This window comes from Acidobacteriota bacterium, from assembly GCA_016196035.1.
In the GTDB taxonomy this organism is placed as follows: Bacteria; Acidobacteriota; Blastocatellia; order RBC074; family RBC074; genus JACPYM01.
The window spans coordinates 1-23,268 of the sequence record JACPYM010000011.1; the positions used below are offsets into that span (position 1 = coordinate 1).

The 23,268-nt window shown below is 60.4% G+C and carries 18 protein-coding genes and 1 pseudogene; 12 read left to right on the plus strand and 7 right to left on the minus strand.

Annotated elements, in window-relative coordinates:
- The first annotated feature begins 192 nt into the window (after positions 1 to 192).
- The 3 genes and pseudogenes from HY011_04370 (at position 193) to HY011_04380 (ending at position 1,871) form a co-directional block, all read left to right on the plus strand.
- A pseudogene (locus HY011_04370) lies at positions 193 to 498 on the plus strand (fatty-acid synthase).
- Positions 499 to 513: 15 nt separating this feature from the next.
- Positions 514 to 855 (plus strand): XisI protein, encoded by a 342-nt coding sequence (locus tag HY011_04375; GenBank protein ID MBI3422149.1) that lies wholly within the window; start codon positions 514 to 516, stop codon positions 853 to 855.
- Between the two features lie 20 nt (positions 856 to 875).
- Positions 876 to 1,871, plus strand: a complete 996-nt coding sequence (locus tag HY011_04380) for a hypothetical protein (protein ID MBI3422150.1) — start codon at positions 876 to 878, stop codon at positions 1,869 to 1,871.
- Here HY011_04380 and HY011_04385 read toward each other — a convergent pair.
- The 4 genes from HY011_04385 to HY011_04400 all read right to left on the minus strand — a co-directional run bounded on the left by HY011_04385 (position 1,861) and on the right by HY011_04400 (position 8,669).
- Positions 1,861 to 2,562, minus strand: coding sequence for a hypothetical protein (locus tag HY011_04385; protein ID MBI3422151.1), 702 nt, complete (start codon positions 2,560 to 2,562; stop codon positions 1,861 to 1,863). The genes HY011_04380 and HY011_04385 overlap by 11 nt on opposite strands.
- Before the next feature lie 274 nt (positions 2,563 to 2,836).
- Positions 2,837 to 3,382, minus strand: coding sequence for a sigma-70 family RNA polymerase sigma factor (locus tag HY011_04390; GenBank protein ID MBI3422152.1), 546 nt, complete (start codon positions 3,380 to 3,382; stop codon positions 2,837 to 2,839).
- 22 nt (positions 3,383 to 3,404) lie between these two features.
- Positions 3,405 to 6,671 (minus strand): CHAT domain-containing protein, encoded by a 3,267-nt coding sequence (locus tag HY011_04395; GenBank protein MBI3422153.1) that lies wholly within the window; start codon positions 6,669 to 6,671, stop codon positions 3,405 to 3,407.
- Between the two features lie 150 nt (positions 6,672 to 6,821).
- On the minus strand, positions 6,822 to 8,669 hold the full coding sequence (locus HY011_04400) for a hypothetical protein (protein MBI3422154.1): 1,848 nt from the start codon (positions 8,667 to 8,669) through the stop codon (positions 6,822 to 6,824).
- A gap of 803 nt (positions 8,670 to 9,472) precedes the next feature.
- Here HY011_04400 and murQ point away from each other — a divergent pair.
- From murQ to HY011_04440, 8 genes are all read left to right on the plus strand, one after another.
- Positions 9,473 to 10,366, plus strand: a complete 894-nt coding sequence (murQ, locus tag HY011_04405; GenBank protein ID MBI3422155.1) for an N-acetylmuramic acid 6-phosphate etherase — start codon at positions 9,473 to 9,475, stop codon at positions 10,364 to 10,366.
- A gap of 25 nt (positions 10,367 to 10,391) precedes the next feature.
- Positions 10,392 to 10,628 (plus strand): hypothetical protein, encoded by a 237-nt coding sequence (locus HY011_04410; GenBank protein ID MBI3422156.1) that lies wholly within the window; start codon positions 10,392 to 10,394, stop codon positions 10,626 to 10,628.
- A 9-nt stretch (positions 10,629 to 10,637) separates the two neighbouring features.
- Positions 10,638 to 11,186: a DUF3990 domain-containing protein gene (locus HY011_04415; GenBank protein ID MBI3422157.1), complete on the plus strand. Its 549-nt coding sequence runs from the start codon at positions 10,638 to 10,640 to the stop codon at positions 11,184 to 11,186.
- Complete coding sequence (locus HY011_04420; GenBank protein ID MBI3422158.1) at positions 11,183 to 11,476, plus strand: hypothetical protein; 294 nt, start codon at positions 11,183 to 11,185, stop codon at positions 11,474 to 11,476. Before HY011_04415 ends, HY011_04420 begins: the two co-directional genes overlap by 4 nt.
- Before the next feature lie 29 nt (positions 11,477 to 11,505).
- Positions 11,506 to 12,915 (plus strand): diaminopimelate decarboxylase, encoded by a 1,410-nt coding sequence (gene lysA, locus HY011_04425; protein ID MBI3422159.1) that lies wholly within the window; start codon positions 11,506 to 11,508, stop codon positions 12,913 to 12,915.
- Between the two features lie 104 nt (positions 12,916 to 13,019).
- Positions 13,020 to 13,367, plus strand: coding sequence for a hypothetical protein (locus HY011_04430; GenBank protein ID MBI3422160.1), 348 nt, complete (start codon positions 13,020 to 13,022; stop codon positions 13,365 to 13,367).
- A gap of 68 nt (positions 13,368 to 13,435) precedes the next feature.
- Complete coding sequence (locus HY011_04435) at positions 13,436 to 13,816, plus strand: hypothetical protein (GenBank protein ID MBI3422161.1); 381 nt, start codon at positions 13,436 to 13,438, stop codon at positions 13,814 to 13,816.
- Between the two features lie 18 nt (positions 13,817 to 13,834).
- Positions 13,835 to 14,470 (plus strand): DUF1080 domain-containing protein, encoded by a 636-nt coding sequence (locus tag HY011_04440; GenBank protein MBI3422162.1) that lies wholly within the window; start codon positions 13,835 to 13,837, stop codon positions 14,468 to 14,470.
- A gap of 84 nt (positions 14,471 to 14,554) precedes the next feature.
- Here HY011_04440 and hflX read toward each other — a convergent pair whose 3' ends face one another.
- The 3 genes from hflX to HY011_04455 all read right to left on the minus strand — a co-directional run bounded on the left by hflX (position 14,555) and on the right by HY011_04455 (position 20,760).
- Positions 14,555 to 16,339, minus strand: a complete 1,785-nt coding sequence (gene hflX / locus HY011_04445) for a GTPase HflX (protein ID MBI3422163.1) — start codon at positions 16,337 to 16,339, stop codon at positions 14,555 to 14,557.
- Positions 16,340 to 16,635: 296 nt separating this feature from the next.
- Positions 16,636 to 20,319, minus strand: a complete 3,684-nt coding sequence (locus HY011_04450) for a putative Ig domain-containing protein (GenBank protein MBI3422164.1) — start codon at positions 20,317 to 20,319, stop codon at positions 16,636 to 16,638.
- A 117-nt stretch (positions 20,320 to 20,436) separates the two neighbouring features.
- Positions 20,437 to 20,760 carry a hypothetical protein gene (locus tag HY011_04455; GenBank protein ID MBI3422165.1) on the minus strand — a complete coding sequence of 108 codons (324 nt, stop codon included), beginning with the start codon at positions 20,758 to 20,760 and terminating at the stop codon, positions 20,437 to 20,439.
- Between the two features lie 264 nt (positions 20,761 to 21,024).
- Between HY011_04455 and HY011_04460 the strand changes: the two genes are divergently transcribed.
- Positions 21,025 to 23,055 (plus strand): winged helix-turn-helix domain-containing protein, encoded by a 2,031-nt coding sequence (locus tag HY011_04460; protein ID MBI3422166.1) that lies wholly within the window; start codon positions 21,025 to 21,027, stop codon positions 23,053 to 23,055.
- The last annotated feature ends 213 nt before the right edge of the window (positions 23,056 to 23,268 follow it).

Here is a 23,268-nt window from a genome sequence, read left to right on the forward strand (position 1 = left end):
AACCCACGGGCAGCGCGCAATCATTTGCGCGTCGCGTCAGCGACGCTTGAAACACGCGACCATTCAAGCGTCGCTGACGCGACGCGGGTTTGTGGCGCGGATACCGTGGGTTGAAAACCCACGGCTAAATTCAACCGCCGCGAACGCGGCAAAAACAATTTTCAAAACACGAGATAACTTAGTTTCTCGTGTATTGAGTATCAGGAATTGACGCTCTATGCTGACTTGGCGGCAGAGCGGGCGTTAGCGGCGGAACGGGCTGGGCAGAAGATCGTGGTGGAGGTCAAAAGCTTCGTTGGCCTTGCCAAGCTGCAAGAGTTGAAGATCGCGTTGGGGCAGTACGACATTTATGCCAGCTTTCTGGAATTGCTCGCGCCTGAACGCAAGCTCTACGCCGCGGTGAGCGCGCAGATTCACGCGGATTTCTTCAGCCGCTCGGCGATTCAAGTGGTGATGCGCCGGACGCGGCTGCCGCTGATCGTAGTGGACATTAGACATCGAGGAGGTTGTGCAATGGATCAACTAACCAAATACCGCGAACTCATCAAACAAATCCTGACTGAATATGTCACCCTAACGAAGCGCACTAAGACGACAGGGCCCGAATCACAGTTGTTGATGGATGACGTGCGGGGTCATTACATGTGGCTCAAATTGGGTTGGGAAAAGGGACGGCGCGTGCAATACATCACTGTTTACGTGCGCCTGTGTGATGGGAAACTCTGGATCGAAGAGGACTGGACGGAAGACGGTATTGCCACCGAGTTGCTGCGTGCGGGCGTCCCCCAAGAAGACATCGTGCTGGCCTTTAACGCGCCAGATTCCAGGTCGCAGACGGAATCGGTTGCTGCTTAGCCGCTGTGGCATTCAAACTGATGCTCTTCACACAAAACGACTCATCTTTCACTAACACCTCCACTGTGAATTTCTGGCTCGGCGTGGATGGCGGCGGTACCAATTGCCGCGCCGCACTCGCTGATGCCGCAGGCAAAGTGCTGGGCGCCGGGCAAGCGGAGGCCGCCAATCTCATCCGCGTAGGGGTGGAAGCGGCTGTCGCACATATTCAGCAAGCCGTTGCCGCAGCCTGCGCCCAGGCGGGCGTCAGCGTGGCGCAAATTACCGGCGCGTGTTTTGGCTTAGCAGGCGTCGGCAATGCACAACATCACGCGGCGATGTTGGCGGCCTTGCGAGCGACGTTTCCGATTCCACATTTGCTGCTCGAAACCGATGCGCGCATCGCGTTGGCCGGGGCGACCGATTTGCAGCCGGGCGTGGTCGTTATCGCGGGGACGGGTTCGATTGCCTGTGGCATCAATGCGCGCGGCCAATTTGCGCGCGCGGGCGGCTGGGGGCCGGCGATGGGTGATGAGGGCAGCGGGTTTTATATCGGACGTCGCGCGCTGGCGGCGGTGGTGATGGCTTTTGACGAACGCGGAGCCGCCACCAGTCTGAGCGGGCCTGTCTGCCAGCACTTTCACGTCAGCGCGCCGCCCGAATTGCCACCCGTGATTTACAGTGAACCGGTCAAAGTGATGCACGAGATTGCCCAGCTTTCCAAACTGGTGGTCGCGCACGCGCAAACGGGCGATACCGTGGCGCTGGGCATTCTGACCGATGCTGCGCACGAGTTGGCGCGCGCCGTCAACGCTGTGATCAGGAAACTCGGTATGCAAGATGAAGCGTTTCGCGTGGCCTATGTGGGCGGCGTGTTCGGCGCGGGGGACTTGATGCTGGAGCCGTTGCGGCGGGCGGTGCGTGCTGGCGCGCCATGGGCGGAAGTCGCGCCGCCGTTGCTGCCGCCCGTGCAGGGCGCGGTGAAATTGGCGCGGGGCTTGTCGGCGGCTTTACCAAACGCTCATCTCAACGCGTGACTTGAAAGGTGTACTGCTCAGCCCGAATTGAACCTGCTGTCGCCATCAGGTTGATTTGATATGCACCGGCGGGTAATTGCGCGGTCGGCACCGTTAAAACAAGCTGTTGTTGCTGGCCTTGCTTGAGCAGGCGCAAGCCATCCCAACGTTGTTCCTTACCCAACTCGTCACGCAAGACGGCCTGATACGCTCCGCTTTCCACTTGTTCCAATTCAAGAATGAGTTGAATTTGCGTAGCGCCGGACGGCACAGCAATGAAATTGCCTGCCGCGCCGCCGCGCGTCGCGAAAGGCAGCAGCGTGAACGAGGCCAGTGGTGGCGTGGTGGCGCTGCTGGTATGCCATATCCCCCAACCCACGGCCGCGAGTAACACGAACGCGGCGGCATAGGTCAAAGGAGAACTCAACCAGGCGCGCCACCAAGGTATGGGCGGGCTGGGCGCGAGCGTGAAGGTCGCTTGATTTTGTGGGGCGACAGGCTCGCGGGCCGCCGCTTCTTTCGCGAGTTGTTGGTGCAAGGCTTGCGCCCAACGTAAGCGTGTGCGGCGTTCCGGGGCGGCCAGAAAGGTTTGCTCGAATTGTTGCCGGTCGGCGGGACTCAATTCATCGGCAATGTATTCATCCATCAACTCGTCTTCTTCAGCCTGCAACAACTCAAAAAAATCGCCGTCGTGCAGTAAACGCTCTTCCAAAGCTGCGCTGGGTTCAGCCGCTAGGACTCCAAGCAGATATTTTTTTATTTGTGTAGCTTCCATGTCTGTTCTAAACATTTTTCACCTGCACCATCAACCTGCACCCAAAAATGGGAAATTCTTTTCTCACGAACCGCGCTTTCAAACTGTTATGGGCAAGGCGCACATTTTATTTCATCGGTACTCGCGCGAACGTTGGGTCGCGGGGGCTGATTCGGTTCCAAAGTCTTTTAGGTATCTTCAACATCGCTCTTGGGTTAAAGCCATTCGACCGTTATTTCTCCAGGCCTTCGCACAGGTATTGAAAAAGTTGTTGGCGCAACCGGTGGACACGGATTTTGAGCGCGTTATCGCTCAGCCCGTATTGCTCGGCCAAGCGGCGGCGGTGCTCGATCTTGGCGCGTTTGTCGTATTGGTAGTAAGCGGTCACCAACTGACGCTGCTCCGGTTCCAGGCGTTGTAAGCAGCGTTCCAGGCATTGCGCTTGATGTTCTGCTTCGGCGGCTGATTCAGGGGGCGGTAAAGGCAGCGGCGCAGGTTTGACCTTGGTATATTCACGGAAGATGAAATTGGCGATGCCGTAAAAATAGAGTTTACGGTCGCCCTGATAGGTGGGGGCGATTTCCGGCAGCTTGGCGCTCACGCGATTGAAGGTTTCATCCGCCAATTCGTCCGGCGTGTGACAGCCGCGCGCGGTGAAGATTTTGATCAAGCGCTGGCGAATTTCTTCGTAGCACTTACCGGCGCTTTCGCGCTCTGGCCCAAGCCAATCCAGCAATTGGTCGAAGGCTTCCGGCGTCAGTTCCCAGTCTTTTTTCATTGAGGGGTGATGCGCGAGCGCTTCAGTTTCGCGGGGGCGCGTGGGGAGCGCCTGGGGAACTGAAATTGCGCGGTTCTCCTTGCAAGATAAACGCCGCCCAAAAGAAAGGCGCGCTGGTGCGAGGTTGGTTCAACATCTCCAATTGCGCTTGCCGTAAGGCGGCGGCGGGGGCGCGCTTTTCCTGCAACATACCTTGATAAAAGCGGCCCATCAACGCCGGGGTGGTGTGGTCGTTGACCTTCCACAAACTAGCGACGACCCGCGTGGCGCCCGCATACATAAAGCCGCGCGTCAACGCGATCAGCCCTTCGCCCCGCACCTCTTTGCCCAGCGCCGTCTCGCAGGCGCTCAGCACGATCAGTTCGGCGGGCAATTTCAACCGGTAGATTTCGTGCATCCGCAACAGACCGTCCGTCTTTTTCCCGTCGGGTTGAACGCAGGACAGGAACAGGCCGGAAAGTTCAGGATGCGCGCCGTCCAAGTGTCCATGTGTAGCAAAATGCAGGATGCTGTAGGCGCTCAATTGCGGGCCATCCAGAATGCCGCGATTGACGTCGAAGCCTTTCAAAATAAGACTTTGCTCCGGTGCCGCATACTTCCGAATCGCTTCAGCCTCTTCGTCTGCATTGAACAAACGTGTGAGTGGGATCAGGGCGCCGTCATGCGCACGCACGGACAACCCTGACGAGACTGCTGATGGCTGTGTGGTAGCCAATGCCTGGCCCGCCATCTTGGAGCTTGTCGAACGTAACCGTCCATCATCGGAGTTGTAAACCGGATCAGCCAAAACGGCAAGCAGTTTAGCGTTCGGTGGCCGCGCCGCCCGTTGCCGCCGCAATTCCGCCAGCACCGCGCCGGAGGGCAAGCTGGTGATCTCGAATTTCGTCAGCAAGGGCGTTCCCGCCGGCGCGCCCGGCAAGGGCAAGGCGCAGAACGGCAGGTATTGCAGCGCGCCATCACTGACCACGAGCAAGCTGGGCTGCTGCAACTGTGCCAGCAATTCAGGCGGCAAAAGCATTTCGCTGAGCCGGGCAGCTTCCTGCCAATACTGTGCATCGGCCTGGCGGACGTATTCGCCGAAGGTTTCCTGGGGAGCGTGCAAGCGCGCCGTGAGTCGTTCATAAACACACTGCGCCTGTGTTTCAATCTCGCTGCGTTTGGCTAACTGCCAACTGCGCACTTGTTGCGGCGTGATCAACCACACATAGCTGCGTTCTTCACCAAAAGCATATTCCAGCAGCGCCGTCTGTCCATCCAGCAATTGCCGTTGCACGGTGCGCGCGTCAGTCAGCGGCGGCTGTGTCAGCGCGGCATAGCCGGGCGCGGCTTGGCGCAGCTCGCCCTCCAGCGTAGCCAATTGTAAGCGCAACTCGCGCACCTCACGGGTCAAGGCCGCCTGCTCTTCGGGCTTGACCTCGGAAAGCAAACGATTGGCCGCGACGTTTAACTGTTCCTGCAAGGCGCGCTCGCGTTCAAGCAAGGCGAGCGGCAAACCGGTGCGCATCTCGGCGCGGCTCTCGTTGAGCATTTCGCGTAGGGTGCGCGCGCGCGCTTGCTCGTTCATTTGCCAGGCGCGCGCGGCAAACCCGGCCTGTGGCTGCCGTTCGTGCTGGCGCATCAGGATGTCCACGTACAAGCCGTAGCTCTTTTGCACGGTGGCGAAATAGGATTCGCGCAATTGGCGATTAGCGACGCGTTCGCGCAACGTTTCGATTAGTTGGCGGGCGCGCTTGATTTCCTGTTGCGCCGCCGCCAAACGCCCGAGGTCGCGCTGGGCGTGCGCCAAATTGTGCCGCGTGGTGATTTCGCCCAAACGGTCTTCGTACTTTTGGCAAATGGGGAGGGCCTGGCGGTAGTAAGCCAACGCGCGCGCTTGCTCGCCCACGGCTTCGTAACGGTTGCCGATGAGGTTGAGCGTGAGCGCTTCTTCCTGCTTATTCCCGACCTGTTTTGAAAGTGGCAGGGCCTGTTGGTAAAACGCCCCGGCTTGGCTCAGTTCGCCTCGCAACTCGTGCACCACGCCAATCTTCCTGAGCATCAAGGCCTGGATGCGTTGATGCCCATGTTGTTCGCTCAAGAGCAGCGCCTTTTGTAAATGAACCAAGGCCTTTTCCGGCTCTTTCAAGTGCAGATGCGCGTGGCCGAGCAGGCTATGCGCCAGCTCTTGTTGTAACGACAACTGCAGCGTGTCGGCTAAGGCCAACTGTTGCTCGGCAGCATCTATCGCATCCTGCTCTTCGCCGAGTTCCAGGTAGGTGTAGCCGAGTCCGGCCAGGGCGCTGACTTCTCCGAGCCGATTGCCGGCTTGCCGGTGAATGCCCAGGGCCTGCTCGTAATAGCTCAGCGCTTGCTGGAAATTGCCCAATTTGATGTTGGTGACGCCCAAACCGATTTTGGCGCTGGCTTGCCCTTCCGTGTTGCCAAGCCCTTCCCAGAGTTGCAGCGCCTTCAGGTAATCCGCCTGGGCGAGCGGTACTTGGCCGAGGTCTGTTTTAGCGTTGGCGAGTTGCAGATAGGCGTTGGCTTCGCCCTCTTGATCATTCAACGCTTTCCAGTGCTGCAAGGCTTGTTGCAAATAGCCGAGGGCGGCCTGTTCCTGGCTTGAATAATAGTGCGTTAGGCCCAAGCCAAACAGCGTCAAGGCTTCTTCGTGCCGGTCGCCCAGCGCGCGCCAACCCTGCAAGGCCAACTGGTATTGGTTGGTGGAGCGGCGCAAAACCTCGGTTGATTGTTGTTCGTGCAGCAACTCAGCCGCTTCCATCGTCCTTTCGGTCAGCACCCGGCGCGCGTCCTGCGCCGCGCTGCCGCGTTGCTCCAACCACTGGAGTTCATATTCCAAATTGGCTGTGGTGGCGTCGAGTTTGCTGATTTCGATGACAACCTTGCCGGGAGCTTCAGCCAGCAAAGAAAAATGTGTCTCGCCGAAGCGGCGGCTGTTGCTGCAATGCTGAATGTTTCCGTGGGCGTCGTAAACCGCCCAGATCAAACCGAAGCCACTTGGCCGCAGACTGAAGCGCAGGAACGAAGCGCGCGGCGCTTGCACCGTGTAGCGATGTGTCTGTCCGGCGCTGATGACTTGCCTGATTGGTTGGGCCAGCGTGAGCGTTGGCTTGGTTGCCGTGATGGGGGTTGGCCTTGTCGAAACGTTTTTAAGCGCGCTGGCGTTGAGATAGAGCAGCGCCGCCAAGCTGAGCAGCAAGCCCGCGCCACACACGAATGGACGTGATGGGCGACCGGGCAAGCCTAATCCGCGACGCTGCCAAAACGGGGGAGTGGAGGGCGCTTTCATAAACGCTACTGCATTGTTTGCGAGGTCTGTTTTCGGTTGTGCTTCTGATGTCTAGCACTTGGATTGATCGTGGCGGAAGAATAGTACGTTTCTGGCTGAGATGAAAAGCAATATCCTTCCGCACCGATTTTGACACTACGGTTGCGCCGCTTAATCCGCCTTTTGCGAAGAGGCGGGTAGCTCCGCTTGGGGGCTAGGGCATTGACCGTCTGTGGTGGTTCCTTCAACAGTAGGAGGCAGAGGGAACAGCCCCGTCGGCGGGGCTGGAATCCTTTCAGGACTGCCTTGATCTGCTTTTTCGGGATTGCCCTGACCTGCTTTTTCGGGATTGCCCTGACCTGCTTTTTCAGGATTGCCCTGGCCTGCTTTTTCAGGATTGCCTTGACCTGCCTTTTCAGGGTTGCCCTGGCCTGCTTTTTCAGGATTGCCCTGGCCTGCTTTTTCAGGATTGCCTTGACCTGCCTTTTCAGGGTTGCCCTGGCCTGCTTTTTCAGGATTGCCCTGCCCTGCCTTTTCAGGATTGCCTTGCCCTGCTTTGACCGCGCCGATGCCGGTCAATGCGCCTGCCCCGCGCAGCGCCGCCGCAACCTGTTCACCATTCACGCGGTCTCCCAGTTCCTCGTCGAGTTTCAGCAATAGCTCATGCCACCCCGTCACCTGTCCGAATTGCACCGTGCCATAGCTCTCGGCCGGTGCGACCAGCGGGAAGTAAACCGAAACGCCGCGCGCGTTGCGGACACGGTAGCCGCTGAAACCATAATCGAAAACCAACGCTTCGGGTTGCGCCGGAGCGCCGGCGAAAAGCGCTTGCCGGACGGCCTGGCAACGCGAGCGAATCGTTTCTTTGGTGGTGAGCATCTCCAACCGGTAGCAGAAATCGTAAAGGTCAACGTAGTTCGCGACAAAAAAGCTCTGCGTGTAAGCGCGCGCCAAGACAAGTTGCGCGAGCACCGCGGCTTTTTCATGCGGTTGCGCGAGCCAATCCAGCAGGTTTTGTGTCAACTCGCGCAGCGCCTGAACCGTCCCGTACCAGTTCGTCAAGTTGCAGATCGCTTTCGTTACGTCGCGATCCCGTTCGCTATAAAAGCGCAAATAGTCGCGCACAATCCACACCGACAACTCCTCCGGCGACATCCGCGTATGCTGGTGCAGATGCTTCAGAATACGCTCATAGGGCCAACTCTCCAGTGCGATGGTGTCTTCGGAAGCCACCAGAAAGCGGGCACTCTCGCGCACCGCATAGCCCAGTTCGGCAAATCCCATCAGACAAACATCCATCCCCAAAATATCAATCGGCGCCGGAAACTTGGCGGCAGCCAGGGCCGACGCCAGGCCTGCGAGACTCAGCACGTCGAGAGATTGTTGGGCTAATTCGTGTGGCGTGTTGTCATCCAATATACCGAGGCCAAAATTTTGTAGCGGTTGGCCGCCCACTTTCTGACCGGGCACATGCATGACGGACACAGCAGCGGAAGACTGCTCGGCGACCGGCTGCTGCACTGCGTGATAACTGCTTGGATAGGTGTGCAGCCTGCCTTGCAGGTTGACGCCCAGAGTCTGACCGGCGGGCAGCGTCTCATGTGTGACGAAGCTGTTGGTGGTCAGCCCGGCGGCGCGATGCGGGTCGGTCAACTGTTGCCAGCCGTTGCCGTGGCCCCAGAGGACGACAAGGTAGTGGTTGGCCGGGTAATTTTTCTGGCCCCAACAAAGGAAAGCCGTCAATTCCGCCGGGTCGCCGGTGTTGATTTCCGGCAAGGTCTCGACCACGTCCTCTTTCAGCCGGGTCGTTTCGTCGTGCAGCCGGTAGCGGAAGGTTTGGCTGGACGAGCGGGTGTCGAGTTGGGCCAGCAGGTTGAGTTTGCCGTCAAGTGAGCCAACCTTTTTCATTGCTTCGAGGTTGGCAAAGGCGGCGTCTTCCAATTCGTTATCAGCGGCGAAATAGACCATCACGGTCCAATCCGCTGTCGCGACGGAATTAGGGGAAGTATTGGTTTGCATGGTCAGTTCTCCTTACATGGTGTGTGAAATGGACGGAAACCACCGGGCTGGCCGCTGATTTTGACTGCTCATAATCAGCGGCGGCTGGCGCGGTAGCGAATGGCGAAACTGTGTGTTGACCCGTGTTTGCTAAGTGTCTATGTCTGTTAAGTGCGTGCCAACTCGTGATAGCCCGTCCGAGTTGCCGGGCCGCAAGATAACACGATTGATCAGCGTGGACGGGGCTTTTTTAGCCGCCATTGGAAAAAAGGCTGCCACGTAAAACTTTTTTTCGTGCTTGGCTGAAACGTTTCCCGCTGCGCTGACATAAAGGAGTGAAGAGCGCAGACAAGGGTTTGCGCCTCGTGTGTTGATCCGATTTTCGATGTGACAATTCACGCGTTGCGACAGTCGTCGTACCGTTGCTTGTCAGGGATAGAGATTCCCTGGCCAGCCGCAGTGCGCCCCCGTGTGGCAGCGTTGTGAGGAGGAAGGGTCGCACCTCTCAGGTGTGGCCGTTGCAGGTTTGCGCCGTAGCTCGCCAGCGGGTCTTCAGTCATTGAAAAGCTAAATAGCCAAAGCTTCGTCCTCAGGGGTAACCGCAAGCTGGCAGGCTGCGGCGCAAACACTTTTGCTCATCTTTATTGAGTCCAACTTCGGCTTGTCTTATCCGTCCGGCCATCTTTATCGCAGCTTCTCCCATCAGCTTGCCTCGGCATGGTTGCTCTCAGCCCTGACACGCGGTTTCGTTATGGTATAGTTGCGCGCCGCCCAAATGCTGAAAACCAGTAATACCAAAACACCGGGTGCGGCAGTTCATCACAATGACCACGACCGAACAATCCAATCCGAACACCGCCAACATTGATCAATTGCCGACGCTCGACGCACTGCGCGTGATGAACGCCGAAGACCGACAGGTCGCGCTGGCCGTCGAACGTGTCTTGCCCGCTATCGCCCGCGCCGTGGATGGCAGCGTTGCCCGGCTGCAACGCGGCGGACGTTTGTTTTACACCGGCACCGGCACCAGCGGACGCCTCGGCGTGCTGGATGCCGCCGAATGCCCGCCGACCTTTGGCGTTGCGCCGGAACTGGTGCAAGGCGTGATCGCGGGCGGTTACGATGCCTGTTACAAAGCAGTCGAGGCTTCGGAGGATGACAAGGAAGCGGGCGCGCGCGATCTGCAAACGCGCGGTCTCACGGCTGACGACGTGGTCGTAGGCATCGCGGCCAGCGGGCGCACGCCTTACACCATCGGCGCGGTCGAATACGCGCGGCAATTGGGCGCGCTGACGATTTGCATTACGTGCAACGCCGACACGGCGCTGGCCATAGCGGTTGAAATCCCCATCGAACCCATCGTTGGCCCCGAAGTCATCGCCGGTTCGACGCGCTTGAAATCCGGCACGGCACAAAAGCTGGTTTGCAACATGCTTTCGACCATGACGCTGGTGCGCTTGGGTTATGTGACCGGCAATCGCATGACCAATCTGAAAACCAGCAACATCAAACTGCGCCAGCGCGCCACCGGCCTCGTGATGACCGAATGCGGTTTGGACGAAGCCCAGGCGCAGGCCGCGTTGGCAGCCGCGAACTGGGATTTGCGCGTCGCCATCGTGATGCAGAAGGCGCAGGTGCCGCACGCCCAGGCTGTGGCCGCGTTACAACAGTCCGGCTTCATCATTGCGCCGGCGGTTGAATTGGCGCGCCATGCTTAGTTGAGGTGCCAAATTGAGGTTAATCATGGCTTTGCTTGAATTGCTGATTGCCGTGGCATTTTTGCTCGGCGCGCTGTTGGCGCTGGTATATGGCCTGTTTTGGATTCGCGCCCAATTCTATTTCGTCAACCAGCAGGGCCGCGTGCCCTGTCCGCATTGCGCGGAACTGATTCAACCGGCGGCGAAAATTTGCCGCTATTGCCAGCGTGACGTGGGCGACTTGTTCGATACGCCCAAATCTCCCCGAGGACTTTTTCAGTGAGGTTGCAAGATGCCTGCAATCGGGTTGCCCTATTCGCCGCCAAATTGGACAAATCAACCGTTGACGCTTTATCACGGCACGGTAGACATTCACGCCGCTTCGATTTTGAGCGGTGTGAATGTGAGTTTGGGCCGTAGCGGTACGGATTTCGGACGCGGCTTTTACACAACAACGGTGCAGCGGCAGGCGGATACCTGGGCTTGGCAATTGGCGCAGACGATGACGCGCCGATTGCCCCGCGCAAAACCTGCTGTCTTGGCGTTTGAGGTCAAGCGCGATGATTTGGCGGCCCTCGATTCATTGTGGTTTGTGCGCGGCCATTTTGACGCCGAGAATTTTTGGAGCTTGATCTTTTACTGTCGCGGCGGCGGGCTGGCGCACCACCGTAGCAGCAGTTCAATCCCAACAGCAGCGCCAGCTTGGTATGATGTCGTCATTGGTCCCGTCGCCGCAGCTTGGCGGCAACGGCTGACAATTTATGATGCTGACCAAATTAGCTTACACACCAGCAACGCGGCGGCAGTGCTCAATCGCAGTCGCAAATGGAGGGTGTCATGATTAACCCACAACATTTGAACCTTTCGCTACTCGATCCACACACTCGCAATGAGTTTTGGGAAGTGGTGAAAGAGTGCCTGATTGAATGGCACGGCTTGTCACAGTTCGATGCGTTGCAGCGCAGTCACGACTTACGCAAGCAAATTGAGACACCGCCTCCCGGCTTGATCAGCGACCTCTTTTATCACAACGAGCCGTTTCAAGTGGCCTGTGACATTACCGGGCAACAATTTGATCTGGCCCAGTACCGCGCCCCGTATGAAGCCATTCTGCAACGGCACGGTTGGTAACACGAATCTCCTTTGAAGGAACCTGTTGAATGACTCTGCAACAAGCCAGATACCCAGACTGGACGATCCCCGGTTATCTCGAAATTCAAAACCAGCACTTGCATATCCACGGCGTAGACGCGACGCAACTCGCGGACGAATATGACACGCCGCTCTTCGTGATTTCGGCGCCGCGCATTCGCCACAACATCGCCCAGTTGCGCGAAGCGCAGCAGCATCACCCCAAACTCAAACTCTGTTTCGCCTCGAAAGCCAACAACCTGCTCGGCGTCTTGCGCGTGGTGCGTGCGGCGGGCATTGATGTCGAAGTCAATTCGGGTGGTGAACTCTTCAAAGCTCTGCGGGCCGGCTTCCAGCCCGACCAGATCGAAATGAACGGCATCGCCAAGACCGAGCAGGAATTGGCCGAAGCGATTGACGCGGGCATTTACACGATCAATCTCGATTCACCGTATGAACTGGAATTGGTCGAACAAGTCGCGGCGCGCTTGGGCAAACGCACCAACGTCACGGTGCGCCTGGTCGCGGGCGTCGGCACGCGTTCGCACGCTGGGTTGCAGACGGCGCTGTATACGTCGAAGTTCGGCGTCTCGCCCGAACAGGCGCGCGCGATGATGTTGCGCGCGTTGCAACGTCCCGACCTCGTCAATCTGGCGGGTTTGCACATTCACGTCGGTTCGCAAACGCCCGACCCGCAGCCTTATGCCGAAGCCTTCAGCGCGATGTGGGAACATCTGTTGTGGCTGTATCGTGAGACGGGGCACCGCTTGCAACACATCAACATCGGCGGCGGCATCCCGGTCAATTATCTGCGCGACGAATTGCACGCGGGCGAAATCAGCAGCGCCGAACGCACGATGCTCGGCGCAAATTTGACGGCCTCAGAAATGATGAGTGCAACGCTTGAAACCGTGCGCGCGACGGCGCGCCAGGCCGATGCCGAGCACTTGCTGGACGCGCTCGAAATCGTGCTGGAACCGGGCCGCGCCGTGATCGCCGATGCCGTGACCATTCTGACCAGGGTGCGCAACGTCAAACATCGCCCCGAAACCGGCGAGGACTGGCTGCTCACTGACGCGGGTTACAACCTGATGCTTTCGATGGTGATGTATCACTGGTACTACCACGCGGTGAACGCCACGCGCGCCGCCGCAGCGCACGCGGGCCGCTTTCGCATGGCCGGGCCGTTGTGCGATGGCGGCGATGTCTATTTTGATTTGCACGGCGACAACCACCTGCCCGATCAGCGCGCCCTGCCGCCGCAGTCGCAAGCCGGCGATGTCATCGCCATGCTCAACACGGGCGCCTATACGATGTCGCAGATGACTTCTTACAATGGGCGCGTGTTCCCGGCGGCGGTGTTGATCGAGTCCAACGGCAGCGTGCAACTGGTGCGCCGCCGCGACAGTTACGAAGATTTGCTGCACAACGAACTTTAGAAAGCTATGGAACTGCGGTTATGATGCGTCCGTAAGTTACAAGGGTAACGTGCTGAGCCGCGCGGCAAGGCGGGATGAATAACCGGTCTGCCAACGAGACCTGAATGCCAAAACAGGAGGCCATGATGAGCAACACTGACGATGTTACTTTGCCAATCAATGAAGGGAGCGATGGGGGCGGTCGCGACACCGCTCCATTACTCTCACAAATTCGCGCCGACTTGACGCAACTGATGAATCTCACGCGCCAACGTTGGGAACACGACGATACCTTTCAAGCTGAAGCCCGCCAACGCTGGGGGCGCGACGATGAATTCCAAGCCGAAGTCCGCCAACGCTTGCGCGAAATCGAAATCCAAGTCGGTTTGTTGCACAAAGATCAGTTCCGCATCCGCACGGATGCGGCGGATATAGCGCAGCGCGTTGAGTGGTTGGAACGCAAAGCCGGCTAAGCTCAGCTTGGCGGCGGCGTTTGGCGGTGGGGCGTAGCGTAACTTTTACGAAACAACCAGGTGTCAGCATGAACGACAAAGGCTTTCCAGTATTGAAGCGCGTAACGGGTTGGAAAACGCAGCTCACCGGCGCACAGCAGGCCAAGGCCTTTTCGGCGGCAACCGAGGCTTTGCCTGAACAAGAAGTGAGCCTTGATATTGAGTTAGTGGCGCGCGCCTGCGATGGCTATCAATTGCGTTATCGCGCGCGCACCGCTGAAGCCGAAGTGACGGCGGGTGAGTCCTACCATCGCACGCCGCTGGCTGCCGAAGAGGCCGCCGCCGCGTTCTTCGGCGTCACGCGCGACGCTTGGCAAACCGTTCCGCCTGCCAATCAGATTGGCACTGTGCCCGCGCGCCCTGGCGGAGAGAGCGCTACGAAGCCGCCCATGCCACAGCGCAAACGTTAATCAACCGAGCGGAAGATCATGAAACATAAACTGCTCTGCGTGCTTTGCCTCTTGCCGCTCGCCCTGTCTGGCGTAGGCGCCGCCCCGCAACCCAAAACCATCAGGCTGTTCGACGGCAAGACCTTCAAAGGCTGGGAAGGGAACTTGAACCTCTTCCACATTGCCGATGGCGCAATCATTGGCGGCACTTTGAAAGAACCGATTGCGCGCAACGAATTCCTCTGCACCACGCAGGAATACGGTGATTTTGAATTGCGCGTGAAGTTCAAACTGCTGGGTGACCCCGCCAAAGCCAACGCCGGGATTCAAATCCGCACGCGCCGCATTCCCAATCATCACGAAGTCATCGGCTATCAGGCGGACATGGGGCAAAACTATTGGGGCGCGCTCTATGACGAATCGCGGCGGCGCAAAGTGCTGGCCGCGCCCGATGCTGAAGCGGTAAACAAGGTATTGAAGCGCGATGACTGGAATGATTATGTGATTCGCGCCGAGGGCAAACGCATTCGCCTGACGCTGAACGGATTGCAGACGGTGGATTACACCGAGGCCGACGATACGATTGAGCAGAAGGGTTTGATCTGCGTTCAGATTCACGCCGGGCCGCCGAGCGAGGCGTGGTACAAGGATTTGCGGCTGACGTTTTTGAAGTAAAGGACAGCTTACGTGCAAGAGCTTCGAAAGGACGAACACAGGCTGTAGCCTGAACTCCATGCTCTTGTGCTTTGCTTAGGCGCATCACTCCGGCGCTGCAACAACGCTCTCTGCCGCGTTCTCTTCTTGGGCGGGCCGCAACCGATTGCTGAGCGCCTCCGCCAACTCATTTAACGAATTGCGATTCAAGGCCGAAATGCCCAGCGCATTGTGCGTCCGGCAGAGATGCAGCCGTTCTTCTTCCGCCACCAAATCCAGCTTGTTAAACACCAGCAAGCGCGGAATCTCGCTCAATTCCAACTCATCCAGAATGCGATTGACCGAGGCCATCTGGTTTTCAAACTGCGGGCTTGATGCGTCTACCAGATGAATCAGCAAGTCCGATTGCTCGACCTCTTCCAACGTAGCCTTGAACGCGGCCAGCAAATCTTTGGGCAGATCGCGGATGAAGCCGACCGTGTCGTTGACGATGATCTCCTGGTCTTGCGGCAAACGCAGGCGGCGGCTGGTCGGGTCGAGGGTGGCGAACATCTGTTGCTCGGCATAAACGCGGCTCTGTGTCAGCGTGTTGAGCAGGGTGCTCTTGCCGGCGTTGGTGTAACCGACGATGGAAACGACGGGCATTTCGCGTTTGGCGCGCTGGGCGCGACGTTGCTGGCGGCTGCTGCGAATCTTTTCGAGTTGCTGTTCGAGATGTGTGATGCGGTCGCGCACGCGGCGGCGGTCGGTTTCCAGCTTAGTTTCGCCAGGGCCGCGTCCGCCGATGCCGCCCATCAGGCGCGACATTTCCGCGCCGCTGCCACTCAGGCGCGGGAGCATGTATTTCAACTGCGCCAACTCGACTTGAATGCGGCCATCGCTGGTCTGGGCGCGCTGGGCGAAGATGTCGAGGATCAATTGTGAACGGTCGAGGATTTTCAGATCAGTGGCCGCATTGATCGAACGCATTTGCGCGGGCGACAGCTCGCGGTCAAAGACGATCATATCCGCGCCGAGTTGCAGGCTGCGAATGACGATCTCGCTCAGCTTGCCTTTGCCGATCAGCGTGGCCGGGTCGAGTTTATGGCGGCGCTGAATGACTTCATCCAACACGACGAGTCCGCCCGAAGTCGCCAGTTCGTGCAACTCGTCCATAGACTCGCGCGCGTCGGTCAAGGTGCCGGTGGTGATGCCGACGAGCAGGGCGCGGTCGCGTGTGTCCGAGGCTTTGCGCGTGCCGCGATTGCGCGCCATTTCGGCTTCGAGCGCGGTGATGAGTTCGAGGAAGTCCACGTCGAGTTGGCCGGGCAAATGCGGATCGAGAAATTGATAGGGTTGCGGCGCGGGGGGCTTGGCTTCTTCCTCCTCGGTCTCAAGTGCGGGCGCGGGGGCCTCGATGCTGATCGGCAGCACGTGGGCCGCGCGCACCAACCCGGGCAGCCCGGTCTTTTCGTCCACATCAATCGCGACCATCAGATCGAGCCGCAGCAGCGCCAAGTCGGTCAGATCGTCCTGCGTCAAACGCTTTTCGCCGCGCAGGTGCGTGTGCAGGCAGCGCAGGCCGTTGAACCGCGATTGGCTCAGGCGCGCCCGATCCAGCACGGGCAGCACGATTTGCGTGGCATCGCCCACGACGACATGTTCGACGTAGCCTTTGCGGTTGACCAGCACGCCGACTTGGCGGCCAATTTCGTGCGAGAGTTCGGTCAATTGCCGGGCGAATTCGGCGGTGATGATTTCGGTGGGCGGCAAACGGCGCTGATACATCTTTTCGAGCCGTTTGAGTTGGCTGGGCTTCAAGCCCAGCGTTTTGCCTTCGATGTTGGGAATAAGCTTGTTCTCCTTTGGCGTCGGGTCGTTGACGCGCCATACGCGCGCCGCAGAGAACATAGCGCGCTAAGCGGCTTGAGACAAGCAGGGCAACCCTGGGTGCGCGGCGCTGCTAGGGCCTTTGCAAAGTCGCCAGCGAGCGCGCTCGAACGGTTTGACTGAATCCTGATGCCCGGTTCCTGATTCCTGACAAACTGAAAATACCGGCTGATTTTCAATTTGTCAGGAGTCAGGAGTCAGGAACCGGGCATCAGTAAAGAGTCTTGGGCGGATGTTTTGAGGACTTTGCAAAAGCCCTGGCGGCGCTGCCAGCGCCGCGCACCCAGGACACACGCAAACCTTTGAGGCAAGCTTGCTCAACGCGGCCTGGCGCTGACCGGCGCCTCGCCCGCTTGTCCCAGTGGCCGCGCCAGTACGCTGCTATCGCCGCTGCAACGGATGTACCAGGTTTGATCCGCCGCGCGCCAGACGGCCACATCCACTTGTCCATCGCCGTCATAATCGCCCGGCACGGCTTGATCGAAGTACGGTGCAGCATTCGCACCCCACGCCGTCACGCGGTAGTTGTTGCTCGCGCTTTGCCAGATGTACCACGTGCCCGTGCGCCAGATGGCGAAGTCCGTCTTGCCATCGCCGTCGTAATCCGCCGCGACCGGCACGTCCGTCCCCACGCCCCATTGCTTGCCGCTGAATTGGCCGTCGCTGCTGCGCTTGACCAGCCACGTTCCCGTTGCGCGCCGGAAGACGGCCAGATCAGTTTTGCCATCGCCGTCGTAATCGCCCGGCACCGCTACGTCGTCGTAAGGCGCATAACCCGCGCCCCAGGCGGTCACGGTGTATTGCTGATCCGAACTGCGCAGCACGTACCAGTTGCCGTCGCTGGGCCGGAAGACGGCGCAGTCCGTTTTGCCATCGCCATCGTAATCACCCGGTACCGGCACATCGCCGAAGGCGCCCCAGGCGTTGACGAGCGCGCTGCCATCGCTGCTGCGCTTGACGTACCAAGTGCCGTTCGCGGGGCGGAAGACTGCCAAGTCCGTCTGGCCGTCGCCGTCGTAATCGCCCAGCAAGGCGAGGTCGCCCGCCGTGCCCCAACCGGGCGTGAGGCTTTGCTGATCGCTGCTGCGCAGAATGTTCCAGCGGCCCGTGCTGGCCGACCACAAGACCGCATCGCTCTGGCCGTCGCCGTCGTAATCGGCCTGTTGCGCGCGCGCCACCACGCGGCTGCCGATGGTCACGCGGTATTCGCGTTGGCCCGTGCAGTTGTTGCCGTCGGTAGCGCGGAGGGTGAAGCTGTACGTGCCCGCCGCCGTCGGGTAGCCGTAGAGCAAGGCTGCCTGGCTGTAAAACGTCACGCCCGGCGGCAGGCTGCCCGCCGTCATCACATAGCTGTACCCGGCGGTCGGACTGGCCGCCACCGAGTTGTTATACAACTGGTATGGCGCACCGTTCGGCAAAGCGGGCAAGCTGATCGTCGGGCAGCCGCTGAGCACGAAGGCATACGCGCGCGCCCCCGTGCACGCGCCCCAGCCCGTCGCCGTGAGCGTGAAGTTGTAGCTGCCCGTCACCGCTGTTATCCCGCTCACAGTGCCCGTCGCCGCATTCAGCGTCAGCCCCGGCGGCAACGCGCCGCTGGTGACTGCATAGCTGTAATTCCCGCCCGCCGGTGTGGCCGTTACCGTTTGATTGTAGAAGGTGTTCAACGCCGGCGCGGGCAAGGCCGATACACTGATGGCCGGGCAATTGATCGTCAGCCTGTAGGCCTGTTCGCCCCCACAGGTATTCGTAGTCATATTGGTGGCGCGGATGGCGAAATTGTAAACGCCCACAACGTGCGGCAGGCCGCTCACCACCCCGGCCAAACTGAGCGTCAGCCCGGACGGCAGATTGCCCTGGCTCAGCGTGAAGGTGTAATTGCCCGCCGGCGTCGCCGTGACGGTGTAGTTGTAGGCGATGCCCGCCGCGCCATCGGGGAAGGGCGGCGTGGTCAGCGTAATCGCCGGACAGGCGACCGTGAAGCTGTACGTGCGACTGCCCGCGCAACCGCCTGTCCCGGTCGCCGTGATCGTGACGTTGAAGGCGCCGCTGGCGGTCGGCGTGCCGCTGAGCAACCCCCCGCTGCTCAGCGACACGCCGGGCGGCAAGCCGCCCCCAGTGATGGCAAAGGCATACGGCGCCACACCGCCGCTGGCCGTGAGCATTTGGCTGTACGCGCTGCCGGCCTGCGCCGCTGGTAGCGGATTCGGATTGAGCGTGACGGGGCCGCAAGTGATCTGCAAGGTGTAAGCGCGCGCCCCGCTGCACGTGAGCGCATCGCTGGCCGTGACGGTGAAACTGAAATTCCCCAAGGCCGCCGGCGTGCCCGTCAGCAGGCCCGTTGGTGAAAGCGTCAGTCCGGCTGGCAACGCGCCGCTGGTGATGCTGAAGCTGGCCGAGTTGCCGAACGCGCCACTCTGCGTCAACGCTTGTGAATACGCGACACCGGTCATGCCGGCGGGCAGGATGCTGTTGGTTGGCGTGACCGTGAGCGCCGGACACAGCACCGGCACTGGCCCGGCGGTTGAACAGTTGTTGTTGGTGTTCGTGTCGGGCACCAGGCCCGCAACGCAGGCCATGTTGGTAAGCGTGGTATTGGCTGCCGCCCCGGCAACCGTCCCCGTGACCGTGAGCGTCACCGAACTGTTGGCGGGCAACGAGGTAAGCACCGCATTGATTGCATTGCCGCTGCCGCTGGCGCCCGCGCCGCACACCGCGCCGCCGGTCGGATTGCCGCAACTGAAAGTGACGTTGCTGAGCGAGGCGCTGACATTGTCGGTCACGACGGCATTGCTGGCGCCACTCGGCCCGGCGTTGCTGACCAGGATCGCGTAACTGATCGTACCGCCCGCCACGACGCTCGGCGGCCCGGTCTTGAGCACGGCTAAATCAGCGCCGGGCAGATCGAAGCCGAAGTTGGCCGTCGCCATGCCGCCATTGGTGACCGCCGCCGTCAAATCGTTCGGCGTGCCCAGCGTCGCGCTCAGCGGCAAGTCGGGATCATTCGTTTTGACCCGCACCGTGTAATTGCCCACCAGAATGTTGCTGAAGTTATAAACGCCACCCGCGCCGCTGTCAGTGATACCCGTGACCGCGCCAGTGCTCTGGTCAATCAAGCGCACTTCGATATTCGGAATGCCTGCTTCGCCGCCGCCGGGCATATTGTCGCGGTCGTCGTCGCTGTAAACCCGCCCCGTTACCGTGCCGGTCGCCAGGTTGACGCATTGCTGGACGGTCACATCGTCCATCGCAAAATCGTTGCCGTAGTTGCCGAAGGTGTTGTTGCGCAGGCGGAAGGTGATCGTCGTCGAAGGGCCGGTGTTGAAAACGAAGCTGCGCTGCTCCCACACAAACTGCGGCATGTGGATGGGGAAGGCGGTCGGTGCCAGACGCGGCACCGTGCCGAAAACGTCCACGGTCTCGAACGAGACGCTCGCTTCCAACGCCGGCACGCTGTTGAGGCTGCCGCCGAAGATCGAAAACTCGTAGTTGGTATTCGGCTGCAACCCGCTGACGGTTTCCTCGAAGAAAATGTCCGGTGTGCCCGCCGCATTGATCATCACGAAGTTGTCGTTATCCAGCCCCGTCGTGTGGCCCTTGGGCTGATACCAATTGCCGTACAGCGCGGCGTTCGGGTTGTTGACCACCGTGTATTCACCGTCTACCGGATGATTGAACGTGTTGCCCAGGTTGTAATCAACATAGGCATAGCCGGGAATGACGCCGGCGGGCAGCGCGCCTGCCGATGCGCCAGGCGCGCCCGTGCCCGTCCCGAATGTGCCGTTGCTGGCGGCGGTGAAGAGATTGCCGCCCGTCAGCATGCCGCCCGCCATCGTGCAAGCGCCGTTAGCCGCCTGAGCGCTTTTCCCGGCGGCCAAGGCCGTGTGGGTGGTGCGGCTGGTCAGCAGCCAGCCCAGCGTGAGCGCGCAAAGCAGCCCGGCCACACAGCTTAAAACCAAGCGGCGGCGTTGTTGAGTTGTCGTGTTGAGCTGAATGTTTCGCATGGTAATTCTCCTTGGTGTCTTGCGTGTTTGGGTCAGCAGATGAACCGTGAGCGCCACGCGCCGGGTAGGGATGCCCGCTGTGGGGACGCGCAAAGCGGCGGCCCCCGCGCGTGGCGTTCACGCTGCATCTGCCGGTGCAGGGAGACAACCGCGACCAGCGTCAGCGGTTTGTGTTTGTGCCCAGCGCAACAACGCGGGCAGACAAAGGCGCGGCGCGGCCGCCACGGCTTCACTGAAATGCAACGCGCCGGCTTCGATCCAGCGATAGACCTGGCGCGTGTCATAGCCCGCCGCCGCGGCGGCCTCATCCGGCGTCAGCCAGACGACGCGCGCCGCACAGGCCGCGCACCAGGCTTCGGTGACGGCCGCCGGACTGCTGATGGGCTGGGCCTGAACGCTCAGCAATTCGCGGGTGACGATGGTGATTTTGGTGCGCCGCATGTTTGTTTCTCGAAAGTTTGGGTGGGACGATTTGCCAAATCGCCCCGCTATGTTTTGTCGTGCTGGCGTCCCGCTGCTAGACTGCGCCCGGCGTCGCAACCCCACGATCAGACGCCGGTCGCCCCCGCGCCTAACCAATCAACCGGCGAACCATACTTTCGTTCAACAGGCCGTCTACAGGACGGGGCGAAGCTTAGGCGGGAGGCCGCTAAAGAGTCCTAAATTTGGGGCTAAAGCTTTCCGAAGATTTCCGAAGACGGGTTTATGTCCAAGCCTGAGAGTTCCTTATACGAGTTCGGCGAATTTCAACTGGATGCCGCGCGGCGCTTGTTATTGCGCCAGGGCGAGCCGGTGACGATTGCGCCGAAGGTTTATGAGGTGCTGCTGGCGCTGGTCGAAACGCCGGGCCAACCACTGAGCAAGGATGAATTGTTGCGCCGCGTCTGGCCTGACACGGTGGTTGAGGAGAGCAACCTGACGGTCAGCGTCTCGGCCCTGCGCAAGGTGCTGGGCGAACGGCGCGACGAGCATCAATTCATCGCCACGCTGCCCGGTATCGGTTATCAATTTGTCGCGCCGGTCAGTCAGCTAGAAAACAACCCGCCAGAAGAGGGGGGGCGCGGGTACGGAACGGGGAGCGTGAGCGACCTGCACCTGGGCAAGGGGCGCGAACCGCAAGCTCAGGTCGCTCACGCTCCCCGTTCCGTACCACTGGCTGAACAGGTGCTCGAACGCCAGACCATCGCGCAAGTCGTGATCGAAGAAGAGACCGAGGCCGAGACGCACGCGCGCACAACTCCGCCGCTGCAATTACCGGCTCCACGCCGGAGCTTCGTTGCGACGCGCTGGCTGGCGCTGGGCGGCGCGGCGTTGCTGTTGGTGGCGGCCTTGGCTTGGTACTTCCGGCGTGAAGCGCCCGCCAACAGCGGTCAGGTGCGTTCGCTGGCCGTGCTGCCGTTCACAGAGTTGGGCCAGTCCCAAGCGGATTCCGCGCTTGGCTTAGGCATGGCCGATACGCTCATCAGCCGGCTGGGCAGCCTCGGTCAAATCGAAGTGCGCCCGACCGCCGCCATTCGCCGCTATGCGGGCCAGACCGCCGACCCGCTGGCCGCCGGGCGCGAGCTGCGCGTCGAAGCCGTGCTGAGCGCCAACCTGCAACGCCAGGGGCAGACCCTGCGCGTGACCGCGCAATTGGTGCGCATCAACGATCAACACACGCTGTGGTCGGACACGCTGGACGAACAGGCCACGCGGCTTTTCACCTTGCAGGACAACCTCAGCGCGCGGCTGGCCGCGGCCCTGGCCTTGCCGCTCAGCGCGCGCGACCGCGAACGCCTGACCAAACACGGCACCGCGAATATCGAGGCTTATCAGCTTTACCTGAAAGGCCGGCTGTTCTGGAACCGGCGCACGCCGGAATGGATTGCGAAAGGGATCGAGTCTTTCGAGCAGGCGCTGCAGTTGGATCAGCAATACGCGCTGGCTTGGGCGGGGCTGGCTGATTGCTATGTGCTCAGCTCTTCGGGGCTGCCCGCGCTGGAACGCATGCCCAAAGCCCACGCGGCGGTCGAGCGGGCCTTGCAACTGGACGAGCAATTGGCCGAAGCGCACGCCACGCGCGGGCTGATCAAATTCAAGTTCGATTTTGATCTGGCGGGCGCCGAGACGGCCTTTCAACGCGCCATCGAATTGAACCCGAATTACGCGACGACTTTTCACTGGTATGGCGACTGTCTCTCGCGCCTGGATCGTTTCGACGAAGCGTTGCGGCTGTTGCGCCAGGCCGAACGCCTAGACCCGCTGGCGCTGGCGCTCAAAGAGGACATCGGCACGGTCTATTACCGCATGCGGCGTTACGCCGAAGCGGAAAAGCAATACCGCGACGTGCTGGCGATTGACCCGGGCTTTGCGCGCACGGTCGGCATGCTGGCCCTGGTTGACGCGGCGCAGGGCCGTTACGACGAAGCCGTCGCCATGCATTTGCACAAACAGGAACTCGCGGCGGCCCCGCCCGCCGAGTTGAGCGCGTTCAAGCAGGCCTATCAACAAGGCGGCTGGGCCGGATACTGGCGCAAGTATCGCGCGGCGAACGGCGAAAAAAAGGGTAACGCCTACGAGAACGCGCGGCTCGCGTTGCGGCTGGGCGAACGCGCGCGCGCTTATGAATGGCTGGAGCAATCCTTCGCCGATCACAGCGGCATTCAGATCGACATCAAGAACGACCCCGAAATGGACCCGCTGCGCGCCGAGCCACGCTTTCAAGCGTTGCTGCGGCGTTGTGGATTCGCGCCTTAGCGCGATTGGCAATTTGGCGTAGGGCAGTAGCCGCGCAGCCCGGTACGGTACCGCGCGCGTGAGCAAGCGGCGCTTAGGCTGCCACACCAGTCCGCCGTACTTGACGTGCCACTTGCTCACGCGCGGCACTGTCCCAGCTTTGAGCACGCTTGGCGAGAAATTTGAGGCCCGCCTAAATACAATCACACCACTCTCTGCGTATGTTGTGAAGCA

Excerpts from the sequence above, each read along its gene's own strand:
- HY011_04375 (MBI3422149.1), top strand. The coding sequence starts at position 514 with ATGGATCAACTAACCAAATACCGCGAACTCATCAAACAAATCCTGACT.
- HY011_04380 (MBI3422150.1), top strand. The coding sequence starts at position 876 with ATGCTCTTCACACAAAACGACTCATCTTTCACTAACACCTCCACTGTG.
- HY011_04390 (MBI3422152.1), bottom strand. The coding sequence starts at position 3,382 with ATGAAAAAAGACTGGGAACTGACGCCGGAAGCCTTCGACCAATTGCTG.
- HY011_04395 (MBI3422153.1), bottom strand. The coding sequence starts at position 6,671 with ATGAAAGCGCCCTCCACTCCCCCGTTTTGGCAGCGTCGCGGATTAGGC.
- HY011_04400 (MBI3422154.1), bottom strand. The coding sequence starts at position 8,669 with ATGCAAACCAATACTTCCCCTAATTCCGTCGCGACAGCGGATTGGACC.
- murQ (MBI3422155.1), top strand. The coding sequence starts at position 9,473 with ATGACCACGACCGAACAATCCAATCCGAACACCGCCAACATTGATCAA.
- HY011_04410 (MBI3422156.1), top strand. The coding sequence starts at position 10,392 with ATGGCTTTGCTTGAATTGCTGATTGCCGTGGCATTTTTGCTCGGCGCG.
- HY011_04415 (MBI3422157.1), top strand. The coding sequence starts at position 10,638 with ATGCCTGCAATCGGGTTGCCCTATTCGCCGCCAAATTGGACAAATCAA.
- HY011_04420 (MBI3422158.1), top strand. The coding sequence starts at position 11,183 with ATGATTAACCCACAACATTTGAACCTTTCGCTACTCGATCCACACACT.
- lysA (MBI3422159.1), top strand. The coding sequence starts at position 11,506 with ATGACTCTGCAACAAGCCAGATACCCAGACTGGACGATCCCCGGTTAT.
- HY011_04430 (MBI3422160.1), top strand. The coding sequence starts at position 13,020 with ATGCCAAAACAGGAGGCCATGATGAGCAACACTGACGATGTTACTTTG.
- HY011_04435 (MBI3422161.1), top strand. The coding sequence starts at position 13,436 with ATGAACGACAAAGGCTTTCCAGTATTGAAGCGCGTAACGGGTTGGAAA.
- HY011_04440 (MBI3422162.1), top strand. The coding sequence starts at position 13,835 with ATGAAACATAAACTGCTCTGCGTGCTTTGCCTCTTGCCGCTCGCCCTG.
- hflX (MBI3422163.1), bottom strand. The coding sequence starts at position 16,339 with ATGTTCTCTGCGGCGCGCGTATGGCGCGTCAACGACCCGACGCCAAAG.
- HY011_04450 (MBI3422164.1), bottom strand. The coding sequence starts at position 20,319 with ATGCGAAACATTCAGCTCAACACGACAACTCAACAACGCCGCCGCTTG.
- HY011_04455 (MBI3422165.1), bottom strand. The coding sequence starts at position 20,760 with ATGCGGCGCACCAAAATCACCATCGTCACCCGCGAATTGCTGAGCGTT.
- HY011_04460 (MBI3422166.1), top strand. The coding sequence starts at position 21,025 with ATGTCCAAGCCTGAGAGTTCCTTATACGAGTTCGGCGAATTTCAACTG.